We start from the raw sequence: 16,273 nt of genomic DNA on the forward strand, positions 1-16,273 counted from the left end.
GCGCTGCGGCAGCGGGCATGCCCCTTGCAATACAGGTCATCACCATCTCGCGTTTTGACTTTACTCAAGGATAATCACCCATGCGCCGTTCGACTGCCCCCGCCGCCTTTTCCTCTTTCCCCTTTCACTTGACGCCAGTGCGCCGCGCGCTGCGCTCGGCCTTTGCCATCGGCGGCCTGATGCTCGTCCATGGCATGGCCCATGCCGAAGCGCCCGGTGCAGAGGTCATCGCCGCGGCCGATGCGAACGGTGCCGGCGAGGGTGCCGCGCTGCAATCGGTGACGGTGACGGCGCAAAAACGCGAAGAATCCGCGCAGAAGGTGCCCAGCGCGATCACGGTCCTGGGCGGCAAGGAGCTGCTCGACACGGGCATCGGCCGCTCGGCCAGCGAAATCCTCAATTACGTGCCGAACGCCTCGGCCGGCACGCAGCAGCATGGCCGTCCGCGCTGGTGGATACGCGGCGTGGGCGCGGGCCAGCAGCAGATCGATTTTCCGAATCCCGTCGGCTTTTACCTCGACGACGTCTACATCAGCAATTCCAGCGCCACGGGCTTTCCCTTGTTCGACCTGGATCGGGTGGAAGTGCTGCGCGGCCCGCAAGGCACCCTGTGGGGCAAGAACACGACGGGCGGCGCCATCAACGTGATTTCGCGCAAACCGTCGTTCAAGTCCAGCGGCTACGCCAAGGTCGATTACAGCAGCAACGACACCAAGCTGGCCGAAGGGGCCATCGGCGGCGCGCTGGTCGACGAGGTGCTGGCGGGGCGCTTGTCCTTCCATACGGAGCAGCAGGACAAGGGCCGCTTCCACAACCAGTTTACGGGCGAACGCGATGGAAAGCTCAAGGACAGCGCCATCCGCGGCCAGCTCAAGGCCCTGATCGGACGCGACCTGACGGCCAATCTGAACCTGCATTATCGCGACTACACGACCAAGGGCGCCACCACCACCGTGGCCAGCTATGGCGCGAATGGCGTGTACCGCAATGGCTACGTCCCCAGCACGAATTCCGATGACGTGAGCACGAATGCGCCGGCCGACAGCGACGTGAAGCAGGGCGGCGCGCAGCTGAACCTGGAATACGCGCTGGGCGAGCTGACCCTGACGTCGATCACCGGCTATGAAAACTTCCGCAACGAAGCGACGGGCGACAGCGACAACACGCCGCTGGAAGTGGGCCGCAGCCGCTCGAAGGCGAGCAGCCGCCAGGTGTCGCAGGAGCTGCGCCTGACATCGCCGCAGAATGGCGCCGTGAGCTGGGTGGCGGGCCTGTTCTACTTCAATGAAAAGATCGATTCCGATTCGGCCGGCGCGCGCCTGCCCAACGGCACCGTGCCGGCGCTGGCGGGCAGCACCCAGCCAGTCGGCTACAACCGCACCGTCTACCGGCACAAGGCGCGCAGCGCGGCCATCTTCGGCAGCACGACCGTCAACTTCAGCGAGCAGTTCCTGTCCACCTTCGGCCTGCGCTGGACGACGGAAACCAAGGACCTCGATTTGCAGCGCGTGCAGGCCGCATCGAACACGGTGGCGTTTGGCGATGCATCGAACTGGTGGAACACGGTCAAGGGCGGCAATTACGCGGCCGCCTCGGTGGCCAACAACAATTTCACGTCGAATCCGTCGACCACGTGGAATGCGCTGACGTACGACGTGACGCCCGAATACCGCTTCAGCCGCACCCTGCGCGGCTACCTGAAATACGCGCACGGCATCAAGTCCGGCGGCTACAATACGAGCGCCACGGATGTGCGAGCATTGAATACGGTGAAGCCGGAAACCCTGAATTCCTTCGAGGCGGGCATCAAGTCGGAATGGCTGGACGGGCGCCTGAATTTCAACGCCAACGTCTTCCACTATGACTACAAGAACGTGCAGGTGAATATCACGGGCGTGTACAACGGCGACCCCACGCAAAGCGTCAATTACCTGCAAAACGTGCGCAAGGCCCACGTGAACGGCGCGGAATTCGAACTCGAGGCGCAGCCGACGGACAACCTGCACCTCAACGCCAATATCGGCCTGCTGCGCACGGAATTCGACGATTTCGCCATCCAGAACAATGGCGGCGACCGCTCCGGCAATGAATTCGTGCGCTCGCCCCACGTGACGGCCTTGCTGGCTGCCGACTACCGCTACCCGCTGGGCAATGGCGCGCAGCTGGTCTTCAGCGGCGACGTGCGCTACACGTCGAAGCAGTACTACTATGTCGACCCGCAAAATGCCGCGCGCGACCTGCTGAACCAGGGCGGCTTCGCGCTGGCCAATGCGCGCCTGTCGTACGTGCTCCCGGGCGGCAAGCAGCGCATCACGGCATATGCGAACAACCTGGCCGACAAGGTCTATCGCAACCACACGCTCACCAGCTTCGTGCCGGGCGCCGTGAATGGCGACACCGTCATCATCGGCCAGGGCCGCACGGTGGGGGCGTCGTACACGCTGCAGTTCTGAGCGTGACCGCCTGATGTAAAAAGGCCGGCGATTGCGCCGGCCTTGTCGTTTATGGCGCCAGCTTACGCCGCCGCTTGCAGCAGCGCGTCGAGCCGCCGCTGCGCCTTTTCCAAAGGCCGGCGGTCGATCCACGCCTCGATATCGACGTCGCGGTCGAGGAAACCGTGCTGCAGCTGGAAATCCTTCTGCTGGCGGAACAGCGCCACTTTTTCTTCCGACAGGTCGGGCGCCAGGGTCAGGTGAAAACCGTCGCGGTAGGCTTTGGCCACGGCGTCGGCGCCGGCCCGCGTCTCGCCCTGCAGGATGGCCAGCACGTCTTCCTTGTGGCTGCGGGCCCAGTGCGCGGCGCGCAGGGTTTGCGTCAGGAAGCGCACGACCAGTTCGAAATGCTGTTCCAGCATGGTCTCATGCACGGTGATCGGCCGCGGCGTGCCGTTATTCACGCGGAAGCGCCGGTCGGGCAGGGCGTCGATGTCTATGCCCACTTCCAGCCCCGCCGCGCGGGCCGCCTCGGCCGCCGCCGCGCCTTTTACGTAGACGGCATCGACTTCCCCGCGCAGCAGCGGCGCGATGCCTTGCCACAGTCCCGCGCCCAGATTGACTTGCGCCGGCGCCTCGCCGCCCACTTCCACCAGATGCACATCGTCGAGCGTGAGGCCGGCCGACGCCAGCACGCCCTTGTAGCCGGCCAGGCTCATGCCGCGCGCGATGCTGCGCCCGCGCCGGTTGTCGCGCAAGTCCTCGGCGCGGAACACGGGCAGCGCCAGACGTTTGCCCTGCAGCTGCGCGGGCGTCGCGATGCCGGAGCCGGGGCGCACGAGGATGGCTTGCCACTCGTCGATCCAGGTCAGGCCGATCAGGCGCGTGGGCGCCCCTTGCGCGCGCGCGGGCAGGGCCAGCAGGTTGCCGCCTTCGCGCACGAGCGTGGACAAGCCGTGGTCGTAGTGGTGGCGCGCCAGTTCGCCGCCCACTTCCTGCAGGGTCTTTAACGCGATGCCGTCGCGGGCGAATTCCTCGTCCAGCCAGCCCAGTTTATAGGCCAGGCCCGTGGCCGTGGGCACGGGGCAGCGCGTGAACCAGACGGTATCGACGGCGGGGGATGGTGCGGTAGTCATGGGATTCCTTCGTGGTGGTGGAAGCCTGTAACCGTGCAGGAAACGTGCCCGCGCCGCTTGCTGGCTGGCCGACAGCGCGTGCGGACGGTGCTGCTGCCGCGCCAGCAGCCGCTGTTGCGCAGGCAGCAGCCATGCACCATTTTCCCCGCGCTGGCGCTGGCACGCGTCTTGCGAAAGTAGAGACAGGACTGACCCGTATTCCAACCCCAACGAATGGAGCATGACATGACGGACGTGGCACAAGCGGAAGCACAACAAGTACAGGTGCAGGAGTTGACGGCGGCCGAACTGGCCTTCGTGGAGCAGGTGCGCCGCGATGCGCAGATCGCCTTCGACGGCTTGCGCGAGACGGGCAGCCTGACGGCCAATGGTACGGTGGGTTTCGTCGAGCGCACGCCCGCCGGCGACAAGGTGGTGGTGGTCAACGATCCGGGCCCGTTCCGCCGCGGCCAGGCCCTGAAGGCGGCCGTGCTGGCGCTCGACGGCACGGTGCTCGCGGGCGACGCGAACAACGGCGGCGCGCGCTACTTAAAACTGTTCCGCGAGCGCCCGGAGGTCACGTCGATCTCGCACGTGCACTCGCCGTCGCTGGGCGCGTGGGCGCAGACGCACCGCACCCTGCCGATCCGCTACGTGCCCGTGCAGCGCTACCAGCTGGTGCGCGAAATTCCCATCTATATCGACCGCCGCCAGCCGGAAGTCGATTTCATCCTCGGCGAAATCGCCCGCAACACGCATGCGACGGCCATCTTGGAAGCGAATGGCGGCGCCACCGTGTGGGGCAAGCAGGGCTTGCTGAAGCTGGCCGAATTCATCCTGCTGCTGGAAGAGGGCGCGAAGATCCAGATCGCGGCCGAGGCCATCGGCGGTTCGCGCGATTTCGGTCCCGGCGTGCTGCTGCAGCAATGGAAGATGAGCAAGCTGATTGACACGGCGCGCTCGCTGTCCTTGTTACCCGCCACCGACCTGGTATAACTTTCAAGAACAGGCCCCAGATGTCACTGAAATTCTTACGTTTGAGCTGGCGCAAGCTGTCTGCCGTCATCGTGGCGGCCAGCCTGCTGGCGCCAGCCATCGCTGTGGCGGCCGAGCCGTTGCCGGCCGCCGTGCGCATCGCCGTCGTGGCCCGCACGGCGCCGTCCGGCAAGACCGTGTTTGCCGGCTCGGCCGCCCAGGTGGCGTCGACGGGCTGGCTGGCGGCCGAACTGGGCAAGCTGGGCGTGAAGCTGGAATGGGTGCCCGTCACCACCAATTCCGTGGCGACGCAGGTCAACGAAGCGTTTGCCAACCATTCGATCGACCTGGCCCAGTATGGCGACTTGCCATCGATTATCGCCAATGCATCGGGCTTGCAGACGCGGCTGATCCTGCCCGGCGGCAGCGCCAACAATACCTATCTCGTGGTGCCGAACGGTTCCACGGCCCGTTCGATCAAGGATTTGAAGGGCAAGAAGATCGCCCTGCACCGGGGCCGGCCGTGGGAATACCCATTTGCCCGCCTGCTGGAAGCGAATGGCATGACCTTGCGCGACGTCAAGATCCTCAACCTCAATCCGCAGGCGGGCGCGGCGGCCGTGGCGACGGGCGGCGCGGACGCCTTCTTTACCCTCAGCGACGCCTTCTTGCTGGAAGATAAAAAGGTGGGCAAGATCATCTGGTCCAGCAAGGCGCCGCCGCAGGATTGGAAGATGCGCGCCGAACTGTGGGCCGACAGCGGCTTCCTGCAACGCTGGCCGCAGCTGGCCCAGCTGGTGGTGACGGCCTATGTGCGCGAACACCACCGGGCCGCCGGCGCCGGTGGCGAAGAGGAATACGTGCGCACCGAGGCGGCCGCGGGCCAGGTGGAAAGCGTGGTGCGGCGCGAACTGGCGGGCGACCACACGCCATGGCAGGCGCGCTGGTCGCCCTTGTTTACGGCCAGCCTGCGCCAGCATTACGTGGGCGAGGCGGCATATGCGAAGAGCGCGGGCCTGATCGGGCGGCCCCTGCAAGTCGACAGCCTGTTCGCGCCCCAGTTCGTCAACGCGGCGCTGGCGCAGCTGAAACTGCAAACGTACTGGGCGCCATGACTTCCATCGCCCGCGCCATCGCCTTGCCGCGCACCCCCGCGCCAGCGCGCGCAGCCTCAGTCCCCTTGCTGCAGCGCTTTATCCGTTCACCCTGGTCCGTGTGGGCGTCGCCGCTGGCCTTGCTGCTGCTGTGGACGGCCGCCACCACCTTCGAGTGGATGCCTGCGCACATCTTGATGTCGCCATGGCAAGTACTGCTGACGGCGCGCGACCTGGCCGAAAGCGGCGAACTGGGCCAGCACCTGGGCATCAGCCTGTTCCGCCTGCTGGCCGGTTTCGGCCTGGGCGCCAGCGCGGGCCTGGCCTTTGGCGTCGTGCTGGGCCTGTCGCCCGGCTTGCGCGCCTATGTCGACCCCACCTTCAATGTCTTGCGCCAGTTGCCGACCGTCGCCTTGATTCCCTTGTTCATCCTGCTGTTCGGCATCGGCGAGAGTTTCAAGGTGTTTATCGTTGCCAAGGCCAGCTTCTTCATCGTCGCGCTGGCCGTGCATGACGCCATCCGCAACCTGTCGCTGCGCTACTTTGAGGTAGCGCAAGTGTATTGCTTCTCGCGCTGGCAGCGCATCCGCCTGATCGTCTTGCCGGCTATCGTGCCGGCAGCGCTGACGGGCATGCGCATCGCCCTGTCGCGCTCGTGGATGGTGCTGGTGGGCGCGGAATTGCTGGCCGCCGACAGCGGCCTGGGCCAGATGATGGAAATGGGCCGCCAAATGTTCCGCCTCGACGTGGTGATGGTCGGCGTGGTGCTGACGGGCGTGATCGGCTTCGGCCTGGACCGGGCTTGCCACGCGCTGGAAGCACGGCTGATGCGCTGGAAGCGTAGTGGCGATGGTAAGGGAGGCGCCGCATGAAACAACGTTTGATCCAGATCATCAAGGGCGCGCTGTTGCCACTGGCCTTGCTGGGCGCCTGGCAATGGGCGTCCGGCCAGGGCGCGGCTGCCGCGTATATCTTTGTTTCTCTGGGCGACCTGGCGCACAGCTTGTGCGACCTGGTGATCACGGGCGAGCTGTGGGTGCACCTGCGCGCCAGCCTTGGCCGTACCCTGGCCGGCCTGTTGCTGGGCGGCAGCGCCGGCATCGTCACGGGCGCGCTGATGGCGCAGTCGCCGCTGGCGGACCGATTGATCGGCCCCCTGTTCCACAGCATCCGGCAAGTTCCCTTGCTGGGCCTGATTCCCTTGTTGGGCTTGTGGGTGGGCAATGGCGACGGCGCCAAGCTGCTGGTGATCGCCATCGCCGCCTTCTATCCCACCGTGCTCAACACCTATGCGGGCATGCGCCAGGTGGAAGGGCGCTTGCGCGAAGTGGGACAGGTGCTGACCCTGACGCGCTGGCAGACCTTGCGCCAGATCCTGCTGCCGGGCGCCATGCCAGCCATCGTCACGGGTGTCACGCATGCGCTGGCGTTTGCCTGGCTCGCTTGCCTGGGCGGCGAACTGCTGTTTTCAACCGGCCCCGGCATGGGTTCATTGCTGCTCAACGGCGAAGTGTCGGGCCGCATGGATGTGGTGCTGCTGGCCGTGCTCGTGATCGCCTTGCTGGCGCAAGCGATGAACGTGGCGTTTGCACGCCTCGCGCGCCTGCTGGTGAAGGGGCGCAGCAGTGAGTGAATCCTTGCCATTCCAACCGGACGCGGCCGTCGGCGCCCGCGAAGGGGAGCTGCGCGCCTTCTTGCTGCGCTTTATCGGCCTGACCCTGCTGTCGGGCGTGACCATCGGCATGAACAAGGTGCTGGCCACCTTGCTGGGCTTGCATTTGCACGTGAGCAATTTCCAGCTGGCCGCGATCAGCAGCGCGGAAACCCTGGCCATGGCGCTGGGCACCATTCCTGCCGGCTACATCTTGTCGCGCGGCAATCCGAAGCATCTGTACGCTGGTGTCAGCCTGAGCCTGGCGCTGGCCTTTTGCGTGCTGCCGTGGCTGCCCGGCTGGCAATGGGTGGCCCTGCTGATGTTTTTGGTGGGCTTGTGCATTTCGCTGCGCATCGTGGCCATGAGCACCGTGTTTCTCGTGCGCCTGCCGGAACTGGGGCAGGGCAAGGCGGGCTGGTACAAGGGAACATTAATTCTCGGCATGCAGTTTCTTGGACCCCTGTGCGGCAATTACCTGATCGCGCAACTGGGGCTGAAGGCGGGATTTTTGATCTCGGCCCTGATGTTCGCCATCCTGGCCGTGCTGGGCTGGCAAGTGTTGCCTGACAATACGGCGCCGCGCAAGCAGGCCGGGCACTCCACGCTGCCGGGCGCGGCCAGCCTGCGCGAACTGCTGCGCCTGCCCATCGTGCGCGTGACTTATCTGTTTGAAATCCTCGCCAGCTTCACGGCGTCCAGCGTGGGCGTGTTTTCCATCTTGCTGGCCATCCGCGTGCTGCGCTGGCCTGCGCACCACTCCGTCTGGCTGATGGCCGTGCAGGGACTCAGCTGCGTGCTCGTGCTGCTGTTCCTGGGGCGCTTCGTGCTAGCCAGCCGCTACCGCGAGCAACTGTATGGCGGCGCCCACCTGGCCATCATGGCGGCCTTGCTGATCCTCGGCCTGTGGCCTTCCAGCATCGCCTACCTGGGCGCCTCCGTGCTGCTGGGACTGGGCCTGGGCGTGAATAACCTCGTCAATACAGACAATATCGCCCGCGCGCCCGTCGACAAGGCCCGCGTTTCCGCCCATTTGACCCTGTTCGGCATGGTGGGCGGCACGGCCGGCGCGCTGGCGGCGGGCCGCCTGGCCGACTTGACGGGCTTGCGCAATGTGTTCCTGATCTGGCTATTTCCCTGGCTGGCCGCCTGGCTGGTTTTCCACGGCAGCCGCTGGCTGCGCCGCTCGCCGCCCGCCGCCATTCCTTCCCTCGCCCCCACCGCAGAGAGTGCGCCATGAATGATTTTGTTTCCCCATCGACCTTGTCGCCGCAACAGCAGCACCTGAGCGGCGGCTTGCAAGTGCAGCACGTGAGCAAGTCGTTTTCCCTGAAAGGCGCGCCGCTGCCCGTGCTCGACGATATTTCGCTGACCATCGCGCCGGGCGAATTCGTCGCCATCGTGGGCGCGTCCGGTTGCGGTAAATCAACCCTGCTGCGCCTGCTGGCGGGCCTGGACACGGATTACACGGGTTTGCTGCTGCACGATGGCGCGCCCATCCGTGGCACGGATCTGCGCCGGGGCCTCGTGTTCCAGGATCACCGCCTGTTCCCCTGGCTGACGGTGCAGCAAAACGTGGCCGTGGCTTTCAGCAATACCAAGGTGCCGCTGGCCGAGCGGGCCGCGCGCGTGGCGGCGGAAATCACGCGCGTGGGCCTCGATGGCTATGCGGATGCCTATCCGCATCAGTTATCTGGCGGCATGTCGCAGCGGGCGGCGATTGCCCGCGCCCTCGTGGGGCGGCCCGACGTGCTGCTGCTGGACGAACCGCTGGGCGCGCTCGACGCGCTGACCCGCTTGCGCCTGCAGCAGGAGCTGCGCCGCCTGTGGCAAGACGAGGGCATCACCATGGTGATGGTCACGCATGACATCGATGAAGCCGTCTACCTGGCCGACCGCATCGTCGTGCTCGATGCGCGTCCCGGCAAGGTGCGGCGGGTGCAGGACGTGCCGCTGGCCCACCCGCGCCAGCGGGGTTCGGCCGGCTTTGTCGCCATCCGCGACGGCTTGCATGCGGATTTCAGCGACCTCGACGAGTCGCATGCGCCCGTGGCGCGGGAAGAACACCCCAGCAGCTCGTGGGATGGCAATGAATGGGCGCGCAGGATGGCGCTGTAGTTTTTTTGATATCCATCAACTCGGAGATACAAGATGAGCAATAGCAACGCACTCGACACCCTGTGGTACACGCGCTGCCCCGTCCCGACGGGCCTGGGGATAGCCCTGCAGCAAGGCTGGCTGGAAGAAGCCTTGCGCGCCGACGGCACCGGCTTGCGCTCGCTGCGCGAGTCGGACCAGGAAGCCGTGCGCGAATCGCATTTCGACCATACCCTGCAAAATTCCGTGCGTCACGGCGGCAATATTCCTGCCCTGTGGGCGCGCGCGGCGGGGCGCGACACGCGCGTGATCGGCCTGTCGTGGTCGGACGAGACGCAGCTGATATTGACCTTGCCCGGCAGCGGCATCCAGACGGTGCGCGACTTGAAGGGCCGGCGTTTCGGCTTGCCGTTGTGGAGCAAGGCGCAGATCGACTTTGCGCGCGCGCAAGCCTTGCGCGGGCTGGAAAATGCGCTGAGCCTGGAAGGGCTGGCCGTGGCGGACGTGGAATTGGTCGATTATGTGGTCAACACGGGCCAGAGCGAGGCGGCGCCGGAAAAGGGCGCGGCAACAAACCTGTTCAGCGGCGCCCGGCGCGGCGGCCAAAGCCCGGAATTGCTGGGCCTCTTGCGGGGCGAGGTGGACGCCATCTTCCTGAAAGGCGCGTCGGCCGCCCAGCTGGCGCAGCAGTTCGGCTTGCATACGGTGATCGACACGGGTAGCCATCCGGAACCCTTGATCCGCGCCAACAACGGCACGCCGCGCACCCTGAGCGTGGATGCGCACTTGCTGGACAACCATTTTGCTTCCGCCGTCACCCTGGTCGACCAGGTGCTGCGGGCCGAAGCGTGGGCGCGCGGCCATGCGGACGAGACGCGCCGTTTCCTCGCGCGCGAATCGAATGCCAGCGAGCACTGGGTGCAAGTGGCTTACGGCAAGGATGCGCATTTGCGCCTGGACACGGACCTGGCGGAAACGTCGATCGCGGGCTTGCAGGATTTCAGCGATTTCCTGTTCCGCTGGAACTTCCTGCCCAGCAAGGTCGACGTGCGCGCGTGGATCGACCCCCGTCCTTTCGAAGCGGCGCTGGCGCTCGCGCGCCGGGCGGCTTGAGCGGGAAGTACGTCAACAGTGGCCATGCTTGATGATGAGGAGAATGCGATGCGGCGACGCACGGTGATGGGCGGGCTGGCGCTGCTGCCCCTGGCGGGACAGGCAGTGTCGGCGGCGAAGGCGGGGGCGCCGCCGGCAGCCCTGCGCATCGCCTCGACGGGTTTTGCAGAGAATGGCAAGGCGGAACTGGGCGGCATCGCCTACCGGGTGCAGCAGGAAGGCTGGCTGGCGCGCGAACTGAAGCAGCGGGGCGTGCGGCTGGAATGGCTGCCCGTCACGGGCGACACGGGCGCGACGATGAATGAAGCGTTCGCCAGCGGACGCATCGACATGGCCGCGTATGGCGACTTGCCGTCCGTCATACTCAACGCGGGCGGCGTGCGCACGCAGGTGATCGTGCCGGCGGGGCGGGGCACGGACCAGTTCCTGTTGGTGCCCACCGGTTCGCGCGCCACGTCCCTGGCCGAGCTGAAAGGCAAGCGCATCAGCGTGCACCGGGGCCGGCCGTGGGAACTGGGCTTGCGCCAGCTGATCGCCGACCAGCGCATGTCGCCCACGGATTTCCGCCTGATTAATATGGACCTCAAACCGGGCACGGCCGCGCTGGCCACGGGCGCCGTCGACGCCTTGTTCATGATCAATGGCTATCCGCTGGAAGACAAGGGCATCGGCCGTATCATCTGGTCCAGCAAGGGCTTACCCGAGCGTAAAATGCGGGCGGAACTGTGGGCGCGGCGCGATTTTACGCAAGCCCATCCCGACATCGCGGAACTCGTGGCCACGGCCTGGCTGCGGGCCCAGCACTGGGCGGCGCTCGACGGCAACCGCGAAGCCGTCATCAAGGATGGCACGCGCAACGGCACGCCCGACAGCGTGGTGCGGCGCAGCTACGACGATCCGGGCTTGCAGTGGAAGGAGCGCTGGTCGCCCCTGTACGATGACGCCGTGTACCGCCATTACCGCCGGGTGCTGGCGTTTGCGCAGGAACAAAAGCTGATCCGGCAACCGTTGACGGCGGAAGAATTGCTGGAGCCGCGTTTCGTCGCGGCCGGCTTGAAAAAGCTGGGGCTGGCCAATTACTGGGAGCCGGCCAAGGTGTAGCGTCAGCGCGGGACGCGGCTCAATGGGGCAGGCACACGCGTCCCGCCACGTTGATCACGTCGTCGCCCGCATGTGCGCGCAGTTGCAGCAGCATCAGGGCCACGCCCAGCATCAGCGCGGCTGCGCAGAGTTTCTTGTGCATCGTCTTTTCCGTTTTTATGCTCGATGGAGCTTGGTTGTCATATTTACAGCCATATTATTGCCGAAATTCATGTGTGCGGGCTGAGCTTGTGCCAGGCGTGCTTTACAATTATGCATCTTGCGCATCCGCGCCATCTGAATGCTATGCATAGTATGTGAAGGGAATGACAAGCCTGTGACTTCCAAGCCGATCAAGATCGCCGCCACCGTTGTCGTGGCACTCGCCGCTGGGGCCGGCATTTATACGTACACCCGTCCCGCCGCCACCGCCGCGCCGGGCGCTCCCGCCGCGGGCAATCCGGCCGCCGCGCCCCAATCGACCGTCGACACGGCCGCGGTGGCCGCCCAATTCCGCGATTTGCTGGGCAATTTCCGCAAGATTATCGTGCTGCTGGCCGACGAGCAAAGTCTGCCCGAAGGGGCGCGCGACGAAGCCCGCAAAGTGGGGCAGGCGCTGTTCCATGAAAACCAGGAGCGCATCGCCAGGCTCGATCTTGTGCTGGATCAATTGACGGCGCCCACCAATCCGGGCCGCTTCGAGGCGCTCGACATTTTATTGACCTATATCGAATCCGATCCCGGCCTGTACGACGCGGACCGCCTGGCGTTCCGCGAACTGCTGCAAAGCATGCTGGCCGACGTGGCCAAGGATTCGTCCCTGCCCGCGATCAAGCTGCACAAGCGCATCTCGGAAGACCTCGACGCGCTGGGCGAGATCGAGCGCAACTACGAGAAGGAAATCCGGCAAATCTTCGGCAACCTGGGCCAGCGTGCCATCGAACTCAAGCGTGAACGGTGGGACGATTACGTGGCGCAGCTGAAAAAACTCTACAGCCGCGAACAGATTCTCAAGGAAAACGGCATCGTCGTGCCGTATGCAACACCGCCGGCTGGCTCCGTGCCCGAAGCCAAGCCCGCACCCAAGAAGGACGAAGCGGAAATCTTCGGCCTCGGCTTGCCGAAGAAAACCATCGTGCTGACCTTTGACGACGGCCCGCACCGCCGCTACACGGAAGAAATCAGCGCCATCCTGAAACAGTATGGCGTGCCGGCCGTGTTCTTCAACGTAGGCCGCAACCTGGGCAGCCTGGACGCGGAAGGCCACGCCAAGCTGGGCGCGGGCGCGGAAGTGAGCCGCAAGCTGATGAAAGAGGGCTATGCCGTGGGCAACCACAGTTTCAGCCACGCACAATTGTCGAAACAGACGGGCGACAAGCTGAAAGGCGAAATCCTCGGCACCGATACGCTGTTGAAGGCCATCAGCCCCGAGCGGGCCGCGCTGTTCCGCTTTCCGTATGGCGCGCGCAACAGCGAAGGCATGGCCGCGCTGGCCGATGCGCACTTGAAATCCGTGATGTGGAATATCGATTCGCTGGACTGGGCCGACCCCGTGCCCAGCTCGATCACCAATCGCGTGCTGGCATCCGTCGACAAGGCGGGACGGGGCATCGTCCTGTTCCACGACATCCATGAGCGCACGGTGAAAGCCTTGCCGGCCGTGCTCGACAAGCTGATCGCCGAAGGCTATCAATTCGCGGGATGGGATGGCACGAGCTTCCAGGTCGCGAAAAGCACGGCCCCGGCGCCGGAAAAGGTGCCCGTCACCACCGGTTACGCCAATTCCTGGGCCGTGGTGATCGGCATCGACGATTACGCGAAATGGCCGAAATTGCAATATGCGGTGCGCGATGCGCAAGGCATCCGCGAGACGCTGATCGAGAAATTCGCCTTTGCGCCCGAGCGTGTCGTGACCCTGAAAAATGGCGAAGCGACGCGCAACAATATCCTGGCGGCCTTCCACGACAAGCTGGCGCATGGCGGCGTGCAAAAGAATGACCGCATCTTCGTCTTCTTCGCGGGCCATGGCGCCACGCGCAAGCTCAGTTCCGGACGCGACCTCGGCTACATCGTGCCCGTCGATTCCGATCCGGCGCAGTTCGCCACGGATGCGATTCCGATGACGGAAATCCAGAATATCGCGGAATCGCTGACGGCCAAGCACGCGTTCTTCGTCATGGATGCCTGCTACAGCGGCCTGGGCCTGACGCGCGGCGCCGGCTCCAGTTCCTTCCTGCGCGACAACGCCAAGCGCATCGGCCGGCAAATGCTGACGGCGGGCGGCGGCGACCAGCTGGTGGCCGACGGCGGACCGAACGGTCACTCCGTGTTCACGTGGACCTTGCTGCAAGGCTTGGCGGGCAAGGGCGACTTGAACGGCGACGGCCTCATTACGGCCACGGAATTGGCCGCCTATGTGGCGCCGGCCGTGTCCAGCGTCTCGAACCAGACGCCCGCATTCGGCAGCCTGCCTGGCTCGGAAGGGGGCGATTTCGTCTTTGAATTGCCGGGCGAGACGGAATTCCTCAGCCCGAACACGACGCAGCTGTCGACGGAAGCCATTGCCCTGAACAGCAAGCTGGACGCCAAACCGGCAGCGGCCAGCGTCACGGTGAAGGATTTGCAGGGCGGCGAACAGAAGATCGTCACGCCTGGCGCCGTGCCGTCGTCCACGCGCCAGCTGGCGCAACGGGCCAACGACCGGGGCTTGCAGCTGTACAAGGAGAAACAGTATGCGGCGGCGGAAGCGCAATTTACGGAAGCGCTGAAATTGCGCCCCGACTTTGCGCTGGCGGCGAACAACCTGGGCTTTGTCTTCTACAAGCAGGAAAAATACCGCGAAGCGGCCCGCTGGTTTGAAAACACGGTCAAGATGGACCCGTCGCGCGCCATTGCCTACCTGAACCTGGGCGATGCGTATGCCAAGGCCGGCGATGCCGCCAAGGCGAAAGCGGCCTATAAAACCTATCTGGAACTGGCGCCGACGGCTTCGACGGCGCCGGCCGTGCGGCAAAAGATGGAAAAGCTGTAAGCGTGTCCGACAGCGAGCCCATCGTCCACGTATTTGCCTGCAACGGGCGCTTTCCCAGCTGGGAAGCGCTGCAGGCTTATCTGTCGCCCACGTACACGGAAGACGGCGATGCCGTGCCGTCGCCATTCTTTCTGGAAACGGGCCTCACGTCCTATGAACCGGCCTGTTTCGAGAGCGCCATGCTGGCGTCGGCCGCGCCGCTGGCGCAGCTGCTCGATGGCGCGTCGTATGGCGACAGCTGGCTGGCGCAGGCATGCACGGATGCGCAGGCGCAGGGCGTGCTGGCCGATGCCAGCGTGTGCGTGTTTGCGCCGAATCAGCTGGCGCACCCGCAGCGCAGTTCGCTGTATTACGTGGGCAGTTACCGTTACTGCGTGGAAGATTGAGCGCCATCCCCCCGTTCCTCATGCAATAGCTTGTTGACGCTGGCCAGCAGGCTGGTGCCCGAGGTGGTGATGAAGCGTGCGCCGGCCGCCTCCGCTTCCGTGCCGTAGCTGGCGATCGTATCTTTGCTGCAATACACGATGATGGGCAGTCCGGGCTGGGCTTGCTGCACTTCGCGCACCGTGCGTATGCCCGCATCCTTGATGCGCCGGCGGTTTTCCACCCGCGCCATGTCCGTGATGAGCAGCGCATAGGGCTTTTGTTGCAGCATGGCCAGCGCTTGCCGCGTCGAGACCGCCTGGTCTACCTTGATGTTTTCCCGTTCCAGCTGTTCCACCAGCAAGGTATTGTTGCGCGGATGGTCGTCCAGCCACAGCACCAGGCTGGCGGGTTTTTTCTCCGCCTGCATGCCGGCCAGGGCCGTGACGGCCGCGCCCTCGCACGGCGGATGGGCCAGCAACAGCTGCGTCACGGCTTCCTGCATGTCCTCCAGCGATTTTTGCTGCAAGCGACTCAGTTCCGCCACTTCGATTTCCTTGCCGCTTTGCAGGCGCACGGATTCGTTCTTGACCATGCTGTCGGCCCGCTTGATCATGATGGACAGGTAAATACGCGTGAGCAGGTAGCCGATCAGAAAACCATGCACGGAAAAGAACAGCATGATGCCGCCCACGACGGCCATGGCTGTGGGCGTGTCCGTGTCCAGGCTCGGCGCGATGAAGGCGGCCATGTTGCGCGCGCTGCCGGGCAGGCTTTTGAGCTCGATCAAGCCCACGCCGACGATGATTTTCGTCAGCCAGTCCGACACTTCCACCAGATTCGAATTGATTTCCATGGGCGTGGGCGTGCCCAGGAACAGGGTATTGCTGGCGTTGCCCGTCGCCGCATCGGCCCCGGCGGCCGGCGGCTCGTCCGTGGCGCGGTCCTTGCCATTGCTGCGCTCGTCGTGCGGCGCCATGTTGACGGTGCCCGAGGGCAGGGTGCGCGGTATGCCGAACAGGAATCCCAGCAGCATGCCGCTGACGCAAAATCCCAGGCTCCACAGCAGGGCCGGCACGGCATGGTAGTAGGGCGGCAACAGGGCGCCCGCCAGCACGGCCAGCAGCCCCGCCAGCAGGATGAACAGCAGGATATACGGCAGCACGTCGCGCTTGCGCACGTCGGAAGGGGGACTGCCTGCCTTGCCGGTGCTGTCGTTCAGGTTCACGCTCGCTCCTTGAAAAGGCTGAATCCAGGCGCCCATCCGCCGCGTATATATAGCCAGCAGGAGCCCGTACTGACATCATAAAAAGGGGAGACGC

14 protein-coding genes are annotated in these 16,273 nt (G+C 65.1%); 11 read left to right on the forward strand and 3 right to left on the reverse strand.

The features are described 5' to 3' along the window. The first annotated feature begins 80 nt into the window (after window positions 1–80). Entirely contained in the window at window positions 81–2,453 is a 2,373-nt protein-coding gene (locus OX459_RS26180) for a TonB-dependent receptor (protein WP_289907175.1), read from the forward strand. Window positions 2,454–2,515: 62 nt separating this feature from the next. Here OX459_RS26180 and OX459_RS26185 read toward each other — a convergent pair whose 3' ends face one another. After that, entirely contained in the window at window positions 2,516–3,568 is a 1,053-nt protein-coding gene (locus OX459_RS26185) for an ABC transporter substrate-binding protein (RefSeq protein WP_289907176.1), read from the reverse strand. 225 nt (window positions 3,569–3,793) lie between these two features. Here OX459_RS26185 and OX459_RS26190 point away from each other — a divergent pair, with 225 nt between their 5' ends. The 8 genes from OX459_RS26190 to OX459_RS26225 are packed head-to-tail and all read left to right on the forward strand — an operon-like array spanning window position 3,794 to window position 11,578. Continuing rightward, entirely contained in the window at window positions 3,794–4,543 is a 750-nt protein-coding gene (locus tag OX459_RS26190) for a class II aldolase/adducin family protein (RefSeq protein ID WP_289907177.1), read from the forward strand. A gap of 20 nt (window positions 4,544–4,563) precedes the next feature. Then, window positions 4,564–5,637 carry a PhnD/SsuA/transferrin family substrate-binding protein gene (locus OX459_RS26195; RefSeq protein ID WP_289907178.1) on the forward strand — a complete coding sequence of 358 codons (1,074 nt, stop codon included), beginning with the start codon at window positions 4,564–4,566 and terminating at the stop codon, window positions 5,635–5,637. Further along, window positions 5,634–6,488, forward strand: coding sequence for an ABC transporter permease (locus OX459_RS26200; RefSeq protein ID WP_289907179.1), 855 nt, complete (start codon window positions 5,634–5,636; stop codon window positions 6,486–6,488). The genes OX459_RS26195 and OX459_RS26200 overlap by 4 nt, the downstream gene beginning before the upstream one ends. Continuing rightward, the gene (locus OX459_RS26205; protein ID WP_289907180.1) at window positions 6,485–7,249 is read left to right on the forward strand and encodes an ABC transporter permease subunit; all 765 of its coding nucleotides are present in this window, start codon (window positions 6,485–6,487) and stop codon (window positions 7,247–7,249) included. Before OX459_RS26200 ends, OX459_RS26205 begins: the two co-directional genes overlap by 4 nt. After that, window positions 7,242–8,507 (forward strand): MFS transporter, encoded by a 1,266-nt coding sequence (locus OX459_RS26210; protein WP_289907181.1) that lies wholly within the window; start codon window positions 7,242–7,244, stop codon window positions 8,505–8,507. Before OX459_RS26205 ends, OX459_RS26210 begins: the two co-directional genes overlap by 8 nt. After that, window positions 8,504–9,385: an ABC transporter ATP-binding protein gene (locus tag OX459_RS26215; protein ID WP_289907182.1), complete on the forward strand. Its 882-nt coding sequence runs from the start codon at window positions 8,504–8,506 to the stop codon at window positions 9,383–9,385. The genes OX459_RS26210 and OX459_RS26215 overlap by 4 nt, the downstream gene beginning before the upstream one ends. A gap of 33 nt (window positions 9,386–9,418) precedes the next feature. Next, window positions 9,419–10,477 carry an ABC transporter substrate-binding protein gene (locus tag OX459_RS26220; RefSeq protein ID WP_289907183.1) on the forward strand — a complete coding sequence of 353 codons (1,059 nt, stop codon included), beginning with the start codon at window positions 9,419–9,421 and terminating at the stop codon, window positions 10,475–10,477. A 48-nt stretch (window positions 10,478–10,525) separates the two neighbouring features. Then, a complete protein-coding gene (locus OX459_RS26225) occupies window positions 10,526–11,578 on the forward strand; it encodes an ABC transporter substrate-binding protein (protein ID WP_180278778.1) in 1,053 nt (350 codons plus the stop codon). 19 nt (window positions 11,579–11,597) lie between these two features. Here OX459_RS26225 and OX459_RS26230 read toward each other — a convergent pair whose 3' ends face one another. Then, entirely contained in the window at window positions 11,598–11,720 is a 123-nt protein-coding gene (locus OX459_RS26230) for a hypothetical protein (RefSeq protein ID WP_255206395.1), read from the reverse strand. Window positions 11,721–11,894: 174 nt separating this feature from the next. On the opposite strand from OX459_RS26230, the gene OX459_RS26235 reads away from it, so the two are divergent. Both OX459_RS26235 and OX459_RS26240 read left to right on the forward strand, forming a co-directional pair. Continuing rightward, window positions 11,895–14,588 (forward strand): polysaccharide deacetylase family protein, encoded by a 2,694-nt coding sequence (locus OX459_RS26235; protein WP_289907184.1) that lies wholly within the window; start codon window positions 11,895–11,897, stop codon window positions 14,586–14,588. Window positions 14,589–14,590: 2 nt separating this feature from the next. Then, window positions 14,591–14,974: an immunity 22 family protein gene (locus OX459_RS26240; protein WP_289907185.1), complete on the forward strand. Its 384-nt coding sequence runs from the start codon at window positions 14,591–14,593 to the stop codon at window positions 14,972–14,974. On the opposite strand, the gene OX459_RS26245 is transcribed toward OX459_RS26240, so the two are convergent. Further along, window positions 14,956–16,179: a response regulator gene (locus OX459_RS26245; RefSeq protein WP_289907186.1), complete on the reverse strand. Its 1,224-nt coding sequence runs from the start codon at window positions 16,177–16,179 to the stop codon at window positions 14,956–14,958. The two genes, OX459_RS26240 and OX459_RS26245, sit on opposite strands and share 19 nt — an antisense overlap. Between the last annotated feature and the right edge of the window lie 94 nt (window positions 16,180–16,273).

Origin of the sequence: Janthinobacterium sp. SUN026, from assembly GCF_030397625.1 — a bacterium.
Taxonomy (GTDB): Bacteria; Pseudomonadota; Gammaproteobacteria; order Burkholderiales; family Burkholderiaceae_D; genus Janthinobacterium; species Janthinobacterium kumbetense.